The following is a 14,606-nucleotide window of genomic DNA, read 5'->3' as shown; positions in this document are numbered from 1 at the left end:
TATGCTGGATCATTCAGCATTAAACGAAAAAGAGGACATCATGATGAGACAATGGGGGCGAATTTTATCGATATGGATAGGGGCATTGCTTACCCCATTTGTATTTGCAAATCAGCAAAGTTGGAATCGCTGGGTGGCTGAGGTGCGTGAGGAAGCATTGAATCAAGGCATTTCTCCCGTTTTATTTGATGAAGCATTCGCAGATATCCATGAGCCTAGCCGGCAGGTAAAAAGTCTGGCCCGCTCGCAACCGGAGCATCGGCTAACGTATCTTAAATATCGTAATTCACGTGTTGACAATTACCGTATTGCTATTGGGCGTAAACAATATAAAAAACATAAGGCACTTGTTGATGAGGTTGCGCGTCAGTATGGTGTCGATCCTTGTTTTATCATGTCTTTTTGGGGCATGGAAACGAGCTATGGCAATTACATGGGAAATTTCCCAGTGATTAAGTCACTGGCTACCCTTGCCTATGATTCAAATCGTCGAGATTTTTTCCGGAAGCAGCTGTTTTATGCCTTGCATATTGTTAACGATGGTCATGTGTCCCTTGGTCGTTTTAAAGGCGAGTGGGCCGGAGCATCAGGTCAACCGCAATTTTTGCCTTCCAGTTGGATGAAATATGCGGTTGATTATGATGGAGATGGGCGTAAAGACATATGGGATTCAAAGCCTGATGTTTTTGCTTCTATTGCTAACTATATGAAACAGAATGGTTGGCAAAGCGGAGAGCCATGGGCTATTCATGTAAAATTGCCGGCAAATTTTGATGAAAAGCTGGAAGGCAAGTCAATCGTCAAGCCAGTAAGCGAGTGGAGTGCTATGGGTGTACGTATGGAAGATGGTAAGCCACTGCCTTATCAGAATTTGCAGGCAAGTATTGTTCAACCGTATGGTGGCCCTGTATTTCTAGCTTATCCAAATTATAAAATGATCCTGCGTTATAATAATTCTATTTATTATGCTGGAGCGATTGGCTATTTGGCCGATAAAATCTGTCAGCGGACAAATTAAAACTTGGATCTATGTCAATGTATCTTGATAAAACAGCCAGCCTAACGCCAACTGCTCGCCGCATTATTTGTGATAAAGCAACCGAGTATCCGCATACAGGGGCTTACAATGTTATACGGTTAACAGGCAGTTATTTATGTCGGCGGTGCGGTTTAGCATTATTTCGTGCCGACAGTCAATTTAGCAGTGGCTGTGGCTGGCCAAGTTTTGATGTCGAAATTGCACAAGCGATTAAAGAAACGCCAGATAAAGATGGCAAGCGCGTCGAAATTCTTTGCAATCGTTGCCAAGCGCACTTAGGCCATGTATTTACTGATGAATATCTAACAGCAAAAAATCGTCGTTATTGCGTCAATTCCGCTTCTATTGATTTTGTTATGGACGACAAGGTATCCGATAGTGAAGAAGCAATTTTAGCGGGTGGTTGCTTTTGGGGCGTTGATTTTTTCCTGCGACGCATCCCCGGTGTGCTTAAAATAGAAGCAGGTTATTCTGGTGGTACGGTTCTTAATCCGACTTATCAACAAGTTTGCCAGGGTGATACGGGCCATTATGAAGTGGTTCGTGTTCTTTTTGACCCATCAATAACAGATTATAAGGCGGTGCTTAAACGATTTTTTGAAATCCATGACCCGACTCAACGTACTGGACAAGGCCCTGATCTTGGCCAGCAATATCAAAGTGTAATCTTTTATTATAATCAGGAGCAACGTGAACAGGCTGAAGATCTGATTCAACAGCTAAGAAAGAAAGGATACGATGTTGCTACTCGGTTGCTTGCAGCTCAGCCTTTCTGGCCCGCAGAAGAATATCATCAGAATTATTATGGCAAACATGAAAAAGTTCCTTATTGCCACACTCCTGTCGCGCGTTTTAATGAGTGATGAAAGATTAGAAGCATTCGCTCGAAATTTGATCAATTTTAATGATAACGATTACACATTGATTTATTAGCGGTAATTCTGGAGCATTTTGCCGTGTAATCGCCCTATACTTAAATAGAGTCTGTTTAAAAAAATAACTGTAAAATGGTAAAGTCTTTTTTTTATAAATTACTCATCATAGTGGGGTTGTGTTTATTAAACTCGGTGATTTTGGCACAGAACAGTTTAGCACCTAAAGAATACTTACGTGTTGCCGCAATTGTTGAGTTCCCTTTTGTCATGATTAATTCAAGAGGAGGAATGGAAGGAATTGCCATCGATTTGTTTGTTGAAATGGCACAACGCAATGGTTGGCAATATCAAATAACGCCTGTGGGAAATAATGTAGATAAAGCCATTAATGAACTTGCTGCTAACAACTATGATGTTTTGATTGGTCCCATTTCAATTAATGAAAAAAGAATCAATCTAGTTTCTTTTGGTCGTCCTTTTTTTCTTAGTAACGTCAAAGTGGCAATTAATCATCAACAAATCTCGCCTCTAACTGCAATTATTGATTTATTCAAAAATCTTCCTGCCAGAATTGTCGTTTTAATTTCGTTCCTGATGTTTATCGTAGCCAACGTTATTTGGCTCAGTGAGAGACGATTAAACCCCGAAATGCCGAAGCGTTATCTTCGAGGGATACTCTACTCTTGCTGGGTATTCACGACTCATTTTTTCAAAGGCGGTTTATTTTATCGGCCTTCCTCCGTGACCGCACGTCTTATTCTAACGTTTTGGCTTGTTATCGCCCTATCCATTTTTTTAATTGTGAGTTCTACTTATACAGCTTATATTACAGCAAAAATTGTTAATCCGGTTTATACCTTACGAAGTATTGAGGAACTAACTGGGCGACCGATTGCTTATGTCAGAGGCCAAATTTACCTTGATACAATAAAGAAAGTGAAAGCGACTCCTCTCCCTCGAAAAGATATTAATAGTGCAATCCAAGCAGTGCAAAACAAAGAAGCTTTTGCTGCTATTAGTAATGAACTCACCTTGCGTCATGCAATTCGACAAATGAATTTATCCGATATCGTTGTGGCCGATCTAAACCTTAAGAATGATGAATTTGCTTTTGCTTTTCCAATTAACAGTCCTTACCGGCGTGCCGCGGATAAAATATTAGTGAAAATGCGTGATTCAGGAAAAATAGTTACCATCTGCAAATTTTATTTGCCTTATAAATATGAAGCCTGTGAATTTTAAACTGTCTGAGCAATTATTTTTCCATATGTATCAAAATATCTCAAGGTTTTGCTTGTAGAACCGATAATCATACTAATGAATTTGATTCAGTACCCGCCATTATCGGATGGAAAATAAACAGGAGTAGCCGATGAATAAGACCGCAAAATTTAACATTGGTGATCTGGTTATTCATAAACGTCAAGGTTATCGCGCTGTGGTGATTGATATTGATCCCTTATTTCAAGCCTCAGGTCGTTATAATCCCCAAGCCTGCAAACGCGATTTTGCCTGTAAAAATCCATGGTATCGATTATTGGTTGATGAAAGCAGTCAGATGACTTATGTAGAAGAATGCCTCTTGCTACCTGACAACAGTGAAGAGGAAATAAATAATCCAAATATTGATGACTATCTGGTGGTGCGCCATGGACATTATCATAGTAATTCCAGAGGCCATTAACGTTCAAACCATTCTCTTAAAGCTATTAGATGTTATGTGGTTCTTAGGAACAAGACCAGCAAAGCCACAAATCCAATTAAGAGTAATGCCAAGATGCCCATGCTTGAAAAGCTCTTGGCTAGATTTTCGCGGCTAAATTGCTCTGGTCGCCCTTTAATCGCACGGTATAATACCCAAACAATTAAACCTGCCGCCAACAGTCCTAGTATTTGATAAAAAGTTTCCATGTCCAATGCCTTGTTGAATCACTTACGTTAGCTGTTTTTTGTTTCAAAACTGAATGCATCTGAGAATAAATTTTCAGATAAAGCACCCTTGGTAATCAGTAAATCTCGAGTATTATACACCATGTCAAAAGGACCACCGATCACAATTTGCCAGTCGTTTAAATCGTGTTTGTGTCGTTCAAGAACCATAGAAGCAAGCGACTCTTTTCTTGTTTCCGATAAAAGAGAAAAGTATTGGAAATGACTCACATGCGTTTGCCAATGACTTACTTTTTCATCCATATACAAGTCACTTTGTGAGCGAGCTCCCCAATATAACTCAAAAAAACGTGTTTCATCTGTGGCCAATAAATGTTCTATCATGGCTTTAATTGGTGCAAAGCCTGTTCCGCCGGCAATAAATAGAATCGGTTTCTGAGGGTACAGACGGCTTATATGACATTCTCCTAAAGGAACATGGATGGTTACTTCGCCATGTTTTCTAATATTTGCAAGCAAAGCCTGATTATACGGATTATCGTGGCTGTGACGAATGTGTAGCTCATATTTTTTTGAACCCAGCGGAGCATTGGCAATTGAATAACTAAATGCTTCCTGGTCTAAAATAATTTGCAGGTATTGACCAGCGTGATAATCAACGTAAACATCAGGAGCAAGGATAAGTTGTAAAATGCTGTTTGTCAGTGGTGAGATGCGCTCCACGCGCGCATGAATTAATTGATTAGTCATCCCCTAGTCCTAATTGCGGCCAGTATTCTTTTACACGTTGTAGAATTTCAGGGTCCATGATAATGGCTTTTCCCCATTCGCGTTGTGTTTCACCAGTCCACTTGTTGGTTGCGTCCATCCCCATTTTTGAACCTAGACCGCTTATTGGGGATGCAAAATCAAGATAGTCAATTGGGGTGTTGTCAATCATGACTGTATCTCGCTGAGGATCCATGCGGGTAGTCATCGCCCAAACGACGTCTTGCCAATTGCGGGCATCAACATCGTCATCACAGACGATAACAAATTTAGTGTACATAAATTGTCTTAGAAATGACCATACAGCCATCATGATGCGTTTAGCATGCCCTGGATATTGCTTCTTAATGGTTACTATAGCCAGGCGGTAAGAGCAACCTTCGGGAGGAAGATAAAAATCAACAATTTCGGGAAACTGCTTTTGTAATAGTGGAATAAAGACTTCGTTCAAAGCAACGCCTAATATGGCTGGCTCATCCGGTGGCCGGCCGGTGTACGTGCTGTGATAAATAGGTTGATCACGATGAGTGATGCGTTCCACGGTGAAGATAGGAAAGGATTGTATTTCGTTATAATAGCCTGTGTGGTCTCCAAAAGGACCTTCTGGCGCTTCCAACCCAGGTTCAAGATAGCCTTCTAAAATGATTTCAGCACTAGCTGGCACGTGCAATTCATGGCCAATGCAACGAATAAGTTGAGTTCGCTGTCCTCGTAATAAGCCGGCAAATGCATATTCGGATAAGGTATCAGGAACAGGGGTAACGGCCGCTAGCAATGTCGCTGGATCCGCTCCAAGTGTGACTGCAATTGGAAAACGCTCACCTGGGTATACGGTTTGCCAGTCTTGGTAATCCAGTGCTCCGCCACGATGAGAAAGCCAGCGCATGATGAGTTGATTTTTACTAATAACTTGCTGACGATAAATTCCAATATTTTCACGAGATTGCTTGGGTCCTTTCGTCGTAACAAGTCCCCAGGTGATGAGTGGGGCGGCATCATTTGGCCAACAGGTTTGTATTGGCAGTGTTGTTAAGTCAACCTTTTCTTTTTCCCATACATGGGTTTGACAGCTTGCTTTTTGGACATATTTGGGAGCCATGTTGAGGGCCTGTTTAAGCAAAGGCAATTTGTTAAATGCATCTTTAAATCCTTTAGGTGGCTCAGGTTCTTTTAAGGCAGCAAGCAATCGACCAATGTCACGCAAGGCGCTGATGCATTCCTCTCCCATCCCTAAGGCAACACGCTCAACCGTACCAAATAAATTAGTAAGTACAGGTATTTTTTGATCTTTAGGGTTCGTGAATAGTAAGGCAGGGCCACCATTGCGCAGTACTTTATCGCTTACTGCCGTCATTTCCAGGTATGGTGATACCGGATAATCGATCCGTTGTAATAAACCACGGGTTTCTAACTGCGTGATAAAATCGCGAAGATCGCCATATTTCATTCCAAATTATTCCTGCCGCTTCATCGCCTCAAAAAATTCTGCATTTGTTTTATGATTCTTCATTCGCTCAAGTAAAAACTCGATAGCATCGCATTCATCCATCGATTGCAGAATCTTGCGTAATATCCAGGTTCGGTGTAATTCCTCTGGACTAAGAAGTAGATCTTCACGACGTGTGCCTGAACGATTGATGTTAATGGCGGGGAATACACGGCGTTCAGCAATGTGACGGCTTAGATGAATTTCCATATTACCGGTTCCCTTGAACTCCTCATAAATCACTTCATCCATTTTTGAACCAGTATCGACTAAAGCCGTTGCAATAATGGTTAAACTGCCACCCTCTTCAATATTACGGGCTGCACCATACAGTCGTTTTGGTCGTTGGAGGGCATTGGCATCAACTCCCCCAGTCAATACTTTGCCGGAGGAAGGAACGACAGTATTGTATGCTCGTGCTAAACGGGTGATTGAGTCAAGCAAGATAACAACGTCACGTTTATGTTCGACCAGACGTTTAGCTTTTTCAATGACCATCTCGGCTACTTGAACGTGGCGATTGGCTGGCTCATCAAAGGTACTGGCAACGACTTCACCTTTAACAGAGCGCTGCATTTCGGTGACTTCCTCGGGGCGCTCATCAATCAATAAAACAATGAGATAACAGTCTGGGTAGTTTTTTTCAATAGAATGGGCAATATTTTGTAACATCAGTGTCTTGCCCGCTTTAGGAGGCGAAACGATTAAACCACGTTGGCCACGTCCAAAGGGTGCACACAAATCAACGACACGGGCAGTCAGATCTTCCGTACTACCATTTCCTTGCTCCATGACCAACCGTTCTGAAGCAAATAGTGGCGTTAGATTTTCAAATAAAATTTTACGCTTGGCACTGTCTGGTGTTTCGTAGTTAATTTGGTCAACTTTTAATAAGGCGAAATAACGTTCATTATCTTTAGGGGGGCGAATTTTTCCAGAAACAGTGTCACCTGTACGTAAACCGAATCGCCGGATTTGGCTGGGGGAAACATAAATATCATCCGGCCCGGCCAGATAAGAACCATCGGAAGAACGTAAGAACCCAAAACCGTCAGCCAGTACTTCAACTACCCCGTCACCATGAATATCTTCCCCTTTCAGTGCATGGGCTTTGAGGATTGCGAAAATAATGTCTTGTTTGCGCATACGAGAGGTGTTTTCAACCCCCATTTCCTGAGCAATATTGACGAGATCAGCGATAGGTAACTGCTTAAGTTCACTAAAATTCATACTTCTCACTTGATGTGTTAGTTAAATGAAATGAATATCCAGGATAGTTTTCACGGGAAGGACAGCTAGAGAAGCTGCTGCCTAATGGTATTTCCTAAACTTTTATTTAGCTCAAGATATACCGTAGTTATTTTTATCTTATCACAAGAATCCCATGGAATCTATATTTTTTTAACTGATTTACCTGTGATGATAGGGCAGATCATATTTTGATTGTTATACTTTAATTGGAGTCATTTCCGCGCAGGCGGAAATTGAGCTATTTTAGCTCAATTTCCACTTCGGAAAACCCTAATAACTCTCAATTTAGTAAATTTTCAAACGAGCTCTAGGCATTTAAATATTACTATCGACAAATGCACTCAATTGTGATTTGGAGAGCAACCCCATTTTGACTGCCTCAACTTGCCCATTTTTAAATAAAATAAGGGTAGGGATACTCATGACTCCATATTTAGAAGGAGCTTGGGGGTTTTCATCGATATTAATCTTGGCAAATGTTATTTTATCACTGTTATTAGCGGCCACTTCTTCGAGAATAGGGGTGAGTGCGCGACAAGGCCCACACCATTCGGCCCAAAAATCAACGAGCACAGGCTTGCCTGCATTTAAAACATCCTGCTCAAAACTATCATCGGTTACGGTTTTAATATGTTCGCTCATGAATAAACCTCTGTTGATTAAATCAATTGACATTATAGATCACCGCTCACAGCTTGCAACACGCTAAGTGCTGTGATTGCAGCTGTTTCAGTACGTAAAATTCTTGGCCCTAAACTCAACGACTTAAATTGCATGGCCTGGGCCTTGGCGATTTCATCAGCGCTTAATCCACCCTCTGGCCCAATCAGTAAGGCAATGTCGCCTGTAAAGGTATACTCTTTCCAGGAGCATGAGGCATGCGGATATAACACGAGTCTTAGTGTGGAATTGCACTGCCGCAAATAATCATCCAGAGAAGAGGCGGGATGAATAAGCGGCAGCTTGTTTCTTCCAGATTGTTCACAAGCTGCAATGGCAATGGCTTGCCATTGAGCATGTTTTTTGGCCAGACGCTCGGGATCCAATCGAACGACAGAGCGTTCAGTTAATAAAGGGGTGATGCTGGTGACTCCCAGCTCAACAGCCTTTTGTATCACCAGTTCCATGCGTTCGCCTTTGGAAATGGCTTGGGCAAGATGTATGGGACGTGGTGATTCCCGATCGATTGTTGCAACGGCATTGATTGTTACAATCACTTTCTTTTTATGAATTTCAGAGATGGTTGCTGAATATTCGCGGTTATCGCCCGCAAAGAGAATGAATTTATCTCCAGGTTGCATGCGCAGCACTACGCCTACATGCTGACTGGCGCCGGAAGACAGTTCAAGGATTTGTCCGGTCGCGTAATGGCCTGGTTGATAAATACGTATTTTTCTCAATTTTTACCAGAAGCGGGCAATAGGCAGGTTTCCGTGCAGTATAGCAGAGATTAGGGTTTTCGTCCTGTAAATGAATCTTGGATATTTAGAGCTTGTTAACAAATTCGAGTACGTGAGTATCGGAGCACAGAAAATAACGGCTAGTGTTCATTTTTAATAGAATTTGTTAACAAGTATCTTAGATGCGCTGCCTTGCTGTGTTAAACTCCGTATTTTATGGCAGATGAGAATAAAGACTATGAGCAGCACACGTATAGAAACGGACAGCATGGGAGAAATCTCAGTTCCTGCTGATAAATATTGGGGAGCGCAAACAGAGCGCTCACTGCATCATTTCAATATTGGCAGCGATATTATGCCGCGTGAAGTCATGCATGCATTTGGCATTTTGAAAAAAGCCGCGGCGCTGACTAATTTGGAATTAAAAAAATTAGCTGAAGATAAAGCAAACCTCATTATTCAGGCTGCTGAAGAAGTTAGCCAAGGTAAATTGGATGAGCATTTCCCTTTACATGTCTGGCAGACAGGAAGCGGAACGCAATCTAATATGAATGCCAATGAAGTCATTTCTAATCGCGCCATTGAGATTGCAGGTGGTAACTTGGGAAGTAAAACCCCCATACATCCTAATGATCACGTTAATATGTCACAGTCATCCAACGATACGTTTCCCACAGCCATGCACATTGCTGCGGCGCTTGCATTGCATCAAAAACTGCTCCCTGCCGTTCGTTGCTTGCGGGATGGTTTGGCTAAAAAAATGGAGGCATTTAAGCGCATCGTTAAAATAGGCCGAACCCATTTACAGGATGCGGTGCCTTTAACGTTTGGTCAGGAGTTTTCAGGATACGTAGCTCAACTGGATGGTTGTCTCAAGCAAATAGAGCTTGTTTTACCTCAGTTATATGAATTGGCCTTGGGTGGAACCGCCGTGGGAACGGGTCTGAATACTCATCCACAATTTGCTGAAAAAGCGGCCGTTCATATCGCTTCACTAACGAAGCTTCCTTTTGTCTCGGCGCCGAACAAGTTTGCAGCCCTGGCTTCTCATGAGGCATTAGTCAATGCGCATGGCGCGATGAAAGCTCTGGCTTGCGCCTTAATGAAAATCGCAAATGATATTCGTTGGCTGGGTTCAGGACCGCGTTGCGGAATTGGTGAGTTACATTTGCCTGAAAATGAACCCGGTTCATCCATCATGCCAGGGAAAGTTAATCCGACGCAGGCAGAAGCGATGACCATGGTATGTGTCCAGGTTATTGGTAATGATATGGCGGTAGCCATGGCCGCAAGTCAGGGTAATTTTGAATTGAATGTATTTAAGCCCATTATTATTTTTAATGTGATGCATTCGCTTAATCTCCTTAGTGATGCATGTCAGTCGTTTCAGGCGTTTTGTATTGAAGGACTGCAAGTGAATAAAACCAAGGTTGATTATTATCTACACCACTCTTTGATGTTGGTTACTGCATTGAACCAGCATATTGGTTATGATAAGGCAGCAAAAATTGCTAAAACGGCTTATCAGGAAGATATTTCATTGCAAGAGGCTGCTGTCAAATTGGGCTTTTTAACCGCCGAACAATTTGCAGACTATGTAAAACCAGAAAAAATGATATCGCCTGGATAAAGAATAAAACGTGTTATGAAAATTGAATGATCGCTGGATCCTCCGCGTGCGCGGAGGATGACAAATTTAGATCAACAACATGCGTTTAGGTTATTTTGTCAATTCCTGTAAGAAAGCACTTGTTGCCGCCGCCTTATTAGTAAATAAAAAGCGCAAACCTCGATTGAGTTCACGATATAAACTATATTTTGAATCGACAAAACCAACGCCCGCTATTTGCTTGGCCGTTTTAAGTGTTTTGATGTAACTATCGCGCAGCAAAAGGTAATGACCCAGTACGCCGCCGTACGATTTTTCCATGCTGAGTTTGCAGAAATACTCGACGTTATTATGAAGCGGAACCAGTAGCAAAGAGTCTCTAGGAAATTGATTGAAGGCTTGTAATCGCGGTTCATCTAAGCTGAGTAAATGATAATCCTTACAAGGTGTTAATGATTTTAATGTTTCTAGTAAAATCTTTTGGGAAATCTGAGCACTTTTAAGTTCAATAAATAAATGGAGCTGTTTACCGTATTTGTCTACTATGTCTTCCAGGCTGGGTAGTTGCGGGACTAAGGTACGTATCGATTTAAAATCGTGTTTAACTATTTCGATATTTTGCTCCCATAGTCGCTGTAATGTTGGGTCATGGTTGATAACCAGCACACCATCTGCACAGGCATGGATATCCAGTTCAATTCCCCAGCAGCCTAGTTCTAATGCCCGCGCAAAAGCCGCATCGGTATTTTCCTGAATTCCAAGAGAGTCATCATGCGCGCCACGGTGTGCTATCAAATGGGCTTGACAGGCTTGTTCTTGAGTTGGACGAGGCCTTGGCAGTAAGGAAAACCAAACATCAATCAATTTTTCCAAATAATTAAGAATCATGATTACCGACGAAAAAATAGCATTTATGACCCTCTTTTGGTTCCAAAAAATGCATTTGTTAAATAATAATTGACAGTTACTGTAATCTTGAGTAAGTTAGCGTCGATTGCCGAGGTGGTGGAATTGGTAGACACGCTAGCTTCAGGTGCTAGTGGGGGCAACCCCGTGGAGGTTCGAGTCCTCTTCTCGGTACCATGCATGGTTTGTTATCGAGCTTTTTCTTTCTCCATGTCGTAAAAATTTTTTAATTCAAAGTCTACATAATTTTCAAGCAATTTTTTAATTTCATGTTCAGCGCCAGCGTAGGTGTCATATTCGGTATGAAACTTTACTGGTAGGAAAGATTTTGGTCTGCTTAGCAAATAGGTTACTGTGCCATCTGCTTTATATAAGTTTAAATTTTGTTCGATTTCAGTGGTGATGATTTTATAAGAAATTTTAAATCCTCTATAAATGTATTCAGTCACGTTTAACTCCTTATGGGGGCATCATTTTCCATTACATCCATACAGTAGTATATACAGATTAAAACAGTTTTTTCAGTAGACTTCTTGCAAACTTCTATTGCAAGTTTCGCAAGAAGTTTTTGATAGAAACAATTTTGGTCTGGGATACATCGCGCTTTTTTTATTTGAGCGTTGCTAGTGCTTCACCAAAATGAATTCGACTCCCCGGGTGGATTTTTTCCAGCCACTCTACACGCTGGTTTTCCGCAAATAATAGTATGACGGTTGAGCCTAGCTTGAAATACCCCATTTCAGCGGCCTTTGGCAGTAAAATGCGATTGGTGTCGCTGGGATATATAAAATGCATTTTTTGGCGTCCGCGCCTGATATCGCCATGCCAGCTTGTACCTATCCCGCCAACAATGGTGGCGCCAACTAAAACCATGGCCATTAAACCGGCGGCTGTGTCAAAAAAAATAACCAAACGCTCATTTCGCGCAAATAAATGGGGGATTGTGCGACTTGTGACTGGCTGCACAGAAAAAAGTTTCCCTGGCACATAAATCATGTCTTTCAATGTCGCTTCTATGGGCATATGTACCCGGTGGTAATCTTTTGGAGATAAATAAAGCGTTGCAAAACGCCCTTGATTAAACGACGAGCTTTTTTCTTGCTCACAGGTCAACAGCTGAGGTACAGAATAATACCGTCCTTTTGCCTGCAATAATTTTCCTGCCGTGATGTCCCCTATTTCACTCACAAAGCCGTCAACAGGTGAAACAATATCGGTGGTAGAAATTGGCCGGCATTCCGGTTTTAAATGACGAATAAAAAAATCATTAAAACAAGCATAATTTTCCGGTGTTTCTTCGAGTGCTTCACTCATATTCACCCCATATTGTCGAATAAAACGACGAATGAGGTGGTTTTTAATGGCCGGTTTTTTTACGTTTGCCAAGAAACCAGAAAAAGTCGTTAAGGCTTGTTTAGGTAACAGATAATGAGGAAATGTTTTTAAGTAATCGGATAACATAGAATTTTAAATGAATTAGGAAATCAAGTTGTCTGCTTCAGGCAATTACAGTATGTTTATTATTAATTTTACGCCATTCCGTGTAGTAATCAAACCTAATCATACTTGGAACGCATAAATTCCTCCCTTTATTTAAAGGGAGGTTAGGAGGGATTTATATTACAAACTCAAGGCACTTAGACTTTGTGCGTTGGACAGACGACACCAACTTCAGAAAATGCCTCGATTACTGGTGTTTCGTCGAGGTTACGGTCTATAGCGGCTTGAATGACTCCACAAGCTGCAAAATCAAAATAGGCAATAGGTGACCAATAATGTTGATTGGCATCAGCCATCACCTGAAATGCAGATTGTACATCCCAGCCTGGCTTGTGCGCCAACAGATAGAACGCTTTATTAAAAACGCCACTGCTGAAATGCACATCGAGCTCATCTGTATAATCACCGGCATGACCAATGGAGCGTCCATCTTTGGTTGGGTCATCCATATAACGCAGAGGTTGAGCGCCAATGACTGCCTCACGCCCTAAAGACCAGTCTTCACCATCCCAATACCATGGATATTCTTTACGTAAATAGTCTTGCAGGGCGATGGCTGCCATATCAGAAAATGCCTCATTGATGCCACCACTTTGGCCTTCATACAACAATCCGGAATTAAGTTCGGTGAAGTTATGCGACAATTCATGAGCAATGACTGATTGTGAAGGAGCCGTTAAAAAGTAATCGCCATTACCAATGACAATTTGTTGATGTGCCAACAATAATCCGTTTACACGAATGGTTGGAATAGCAAAGGCATTATCCATTTCTCCCAAATGCGTATAAGCACGGATTGGCAAATCATCACCAAGTGGATTTTTTACGCCGTACAATTTTCTGTACATTTCTACCGTTTTCTGAGCGAAGAACATGGTATCGTTGACTGGAGAAAATGAATAATTGATTGGTCCTGTGGCCCCATCAGCGTAGTTTAGATAAAAACTTGATTCATCACACGGATAGGAAAATGCATTGAGTTTATATCGTGCCTCATCAAGCACGGTGATAGGAAAGGCTTCATAGCCCAAAGTATAGTTTTCCAAATTTATGACGCGTATGTTTCTATTTTGCACATGACAATGACCATTTCTAACTTGCACGTCAAACTTTCCAAGTGATGGTAACCCGGGGAGCGCTTCACCATATTGGAACATTCCTACACGATAAGGAAGTGGAAAGGCATTGCCGCCAAGCCCTTGGCCAATTCTTTTGGGATGACGAGCTTCCTTTTTAGGATGAGGGCGCGGTGCTTTTTTGTGACGGGCTTCGTTCCATTGTTTTAGAATGGCGCCAGTATCGGCATCAATCAGATAGTTAGGAACGCTGATTAGCATTTTTTTATCATTGACATAATAAGTGAAATGATAAGCAAGATGGGCTGTTTCTTCAGAGTCAATATAAATAACTTTTTGTGTTTTTTTAAATTTTACCGGTTCTGTGATGTTGGCCAAGACTTGTTGTTCTGCTTCTGAAGCGGATAATTTCCCCTCTGTGTTTGTAATATCTTTCTCAACGCCGGTAATATTAATCCCAGTCACGGTCGGATTTGCGCCGGATTGGGAATGAAACACCAATTGATGTCCCCATACAGGGAGGCCTTTAAACATAACCTGGTAGCGCGCGTGCTTTGCATCTGGAGAAGGATTGTCAATCAATTCCAGTTGATAATCATCTTGCTGCTGGGAATTTATCGTCCCTAACAAGCCATGTGTCGTAAATGGTGTTTTTTGCTTAAGATTAGGTATCGATTGGTCTACCTCTCCCCAGATCATTTGTTGGGAGGCTGAATAAGTATTTATCGTTGCCGCCATCGCCAAAAATGAAACAATTCCTTTTTTCATAGCATCCTCCTGATGTTTGGACCAAACTTCATCGTGCT

The 14,606-nt window shown here is 41.7% G+C and carries 15 protein-coding genes and 1 tRNA gene; 6 read left to right on the top strand and 10 right to left on the bottom strand.

All coding sequences use genetic code 11. The features are described 5' to 3' along the window. Positions 1 to 43 precede the first annotated feature (43 nt). The 4 genes from E1O52_RS05200 (at position 44) to hspQ (ending at position 3,598) form a co-directional block, all read left to right on the top strand. On the top strand, positions 44 to 1,018 hold the full coding sequence (locus E1O52_RS05200; RefSeq protein ID WP_133127732.1) for a lytic murein transglycosylase: 975 nt from the start codon (positions 44 to 46) through the stop codon (positions 1,016 to 1,018). Positions 1,019 to 1,029: 11 nt separating this feature from the next. After that, complete coding sequence (locus E1O52_RS05195) at positions 1,030 to 1,902, top strand: bifunctional methionine sulfoxide reductase B/A protein (RefSeq protein WP_133127644.1); 873 nt, start codon at positions 1,030 to 1,032, stop codon at positions 1,900 to 1,902. A gap of 144 nt (positions 1,903 to 2,046) precedes the next feature. Then, the gene (locus E1O52_RS05190; RefSeq protein WP_133127643.1) at positions 2,047 to 3,156 is read left to right on the top strand and encodes a substrate-binding periplasmic protein; all 1,110 of its coding nucleotides are present in this window, start codon (positions 2,047 to 2,049) and stop codon (positions 3,154 to 3,156) included. Positions 3,157 to 3,286: 130 nt separating this feature from the next. After that, positions 3,287 to 3,598: a heat shock protein HspQ gene (gene hspQ, locus E1O52_RS05185; RefSeq protein WP_133127642.1), complete on the top strand. Its 312-nt coding sequence runs from the start codon at positions 3,287 to 3,289 to the stop codon at positions 3,596 to 3,598. 32 nt (positions 3,599 to 3,630) lie between these two features. Here the strand turns inward: hspQ and E1O52_RS05180 are convergent, their stop codons facing one another. The 6 genes from E1O52_RS05180 to E1O52_RS05155 form a co-directional block, all read right to left on the bottom strand. Next, a complete protein-coding gene (locus E1O52_RS05180; protein ID WP_133127641.1) occupies positions 3,631 to 3,825 on the bottom strand; it encodes a hypothetical protein in 195 nt (64 codons plus the stop codon). 27 nt (positions 3,826 to 3,852) lie between these two features. Beyond that, complete coding sequence (locus tag E1O52_RS05175; RefSeq protein WP_133127640.1) at positions 3,853 to 4,554, bottom strand: NAD(P)H-flavin reductase; 702 nt, start codon at positions 4,552 to 4,554, stop codon at positions 3,853 to 3,855. Continuing rightward, positions 4,547 to 6,019 (bottom strand): 4-hydroxy-3-polyprenylbenzoate decarboxylase, encoded by a 1,473-nt coding sequence (gene ubiD, locus E1O52_RS05170; protein ID WP_133127639.1) that lies wholly within the window; start codon positions 6,017 to 6,019, stop codon positions 4,547 to 4,549. The genes E1O52_RS05175 and ubiD overlap by 8 nt, the downstream gene beginning before the upstream one ends. A gap of 6 nt (positions 6,020 to 6,025) precedes the next feature. Further along, positions 6,026 to 7,288 (bottom strand): transcription termination factor Rho, encoded by a 1,263-nt coding sequence (gene rho / locus E1O52_RS05165; RefSeq protein WP_133127638.1) that lies wholly within the window; start codon positions 7,286 to 7,288, stop codon positions 6,026 to 6,028. Between the two features lie 336 nt (positions 7,289 to 7,624). Then, complete coding sequence (trxA, locus tag E1O52_RS05160) at positions 7,625 to 7,951, bottom strand: thioredoxin TrxA (protein WP_133127637.1); 327 nt, start codon at positions 7,949 to 7,951, stop codon at positions 7,625 to 7,627. 32 nt (positions 7,952 to 7,983) lie between these two features. After that, positions 7,984 to 8,709 (bottom strand): 16S rRNA (uracil(1498)-N(3))-methyltransferase, encoded by a 726-nt coding sequence (locus E1O52_RS05155; RefSeq protein WP_133127636.1) that lies wholly within the window; start codon positions 8,707 to 8,709, stop codon positions 7,984 to 7,986. A gap of 238 nt (positions 8,710 to 8,947) precedes the next feature. Between E1O52_RS05155 and fumC the strand changes: the two genes are divergently transcribed. Next, on the top strand, positions 8,948 to 10,339 hold the full coding sequence (gene fumC / locus E1O52_RS05150) for a class II fumarate hydratase (protein WP_133127635.1): 1,392 nt from the start codon (positions 8,948 to 8,950) through the stop codon (positions 10,337 to 10,339). A 90-nt stretch (positions 10,340 to 10,429) separates the two neighbouring features. Here fumC and E1O52_RS05145 read toward each other — a convergent pair whose 3' ends face one another. Then, the gene (locus E1O52_RS05145) at positions 10,430 to 11,206 is read right to left on the bottom strand and encodes a glycerophosphodiester phosphodiesterase (protein ID WP_133127634.1); all 777 of its coding nucleotides are present in this window, start codon (positions 11,204 to 11,206) and stop codon (positions 10,430 to 10,432) included. Between the two features lie 108 nt (positions 11,207 to 11,314). Between E1O52_RS05145 and E1O52_RS05140 the strand changes: the two genes are divergently transcribed. After that, positions 11,315 to 11,401 (top strand) — tRNA-Leu (locus E1O52_RS05140). A gap of 11 nt (positions 11,402 to 11,412) precedes the next feature. Here the strand turns inward: E1O52_RS05140 and E1O52_RS05135 are convergent. From E1O52_RS05135 to E1O52_RS05125, 3 genes are all read right to left on the bottom strand, one after another. Next, a complete protein-coding gene (locus E1O52_RS05135; protein ID WP_133127633.1) occupies positions 11,413 to 11,673 on the bottom strand; it encodes a hypothetical protein in 261 nt (86 codons plus the stop codon). Between the two features lie 160 nt (positions 11,674 to 11,833). Further along, positions 11,834 to 12,685, bottom strand: coding sequence for an archaetidylserine decarboxylase (gene asd / locus E1O52_RS05130; protein ID WP_133127632.1), 852 nt, complete (start codon positions 12,683 to 12,685; stop codon positions 11,834 to 11,836). A gap of 176 nt (positions 12,686 to 12,861) precedes the next feature. Further along, on the bottom strand, positions 12,862 to 14,568 hold the full coding sequence (locus tag E1O52_RS05125; RefSeq protein WP_133127631.1) for a M4 family metallopeptidase: 1,707 nt from the start codon (positions 14,566 to 14,568) through the stop codon (positions 12,862 to 12,864). Positions 14,569 to 14,606: the final 38 nt, after the last annotated feature.

This window comes from Legionella nagasakiensis, from assembly GCF_900639915.1.
Classification (GTDB): domain Bacteria; phylum Pseudomonadota; class Gammaproteobacteria; order Legionellales; family Legionellaceae; genus Legionella_A; species Legionella_A nagasakiensis.
The sequence above is the reverse complement of the archived record's forward strand: the minus strand, read 5'-3'. Positions and strand labels throughout refer to the sequence as shown.

Excerpts from the sequence above, each read along its gene's own strand:
- ubiD (WP_133127639.1), bottom strand. The coding sequence starts at position 6,019 with ATGAAATATGGCGATCTTCGCGATTTTATCACGCAGTTAGAAACCCGT.
- hspQ (WP_133127642.1), top strand. The coding sequence starts at position 3,287 with ATGAATAAGACCGCAAAATTTAACATTGGTGATCTGGTTATTCATAAA.
- E1O52_RS05180 (WP_133127641.1), bottom strand. The coding sequence starts at position 3,825 with ATGGAAACTTTTTATCAAATACTAGGACTGTTGGCGGCAGGTTTAATT.
- E1O52_RS05175 (WP_133127640.1), bottom strand. The coding sequence starts at position 4,554 with ATGACTAATCAATTAATTCATGCGCGCGTGGAGCGCATCTCACCACTG.
- E1O52_RS05145 (WP_133127634.1), bottom strand. The coding sequence starts at position 11,206 with ATGATTCTTAATTATTTGGAAAAATTGATTGATGTTTGGTTTTCCTTA.
- E1O52_RS05190 (WP_133127643.1), top strand. The coding sequence starts at position 2,047 with ATGGTAAAGTCTTTTTTTTATAAATTACTCATCATAGTGGGGTTGTGT.
- E1O52_RS05195 (WP_133127644.1), top strand. The coding sequence starts at position 1,030 with ATGTCAATGTATCTTGATAAAACAGCCAGCCTAACGCCAACTGCTCGC.
- trxA (WP_133127637.1), bottom strand. The coding sequence starts at position 7,951 with ATGAGCGAACATATTAAAACCGTAACCGATGATAGTTTTGAGCAGGAT.
- rho (WP_133127638.1), bottom strand. The coding sequence starts at position 7,288 with ATGAATTTTAGTGAACTTAAGCAGTTACCTATCGCTGATCTCGTCAAT.
- fumC (WP_133127635.1), top strand. The coding sequence starts at position 8,948 with ATGAGCAGCACACGTATAGAAACGGACAGCATGGGAGAAATCTCAGTT.
- E1O52_RS05125 (WP_133127631.1), bottom strand. The coding sequence starts at position 14,568 with ATGAAAAAAGGAATTGTTTCATTTTTGGCGATGGCGGCAACGATAAAT.
- E1O52_RS05200 (WP_133127732.1), top strand. The coding sequence starts at position 44 with ATGAGACAATGGGGGCGAATTTTATCGATATGGATAGGGGCATTGCTT.
- asd (WP_133127632.1), bottom strand. The coding sequence starts at position 12,685 with ATGTTATCCGATTACTTAAAAACATTTCCTCATTATCTGTTACCTAAA.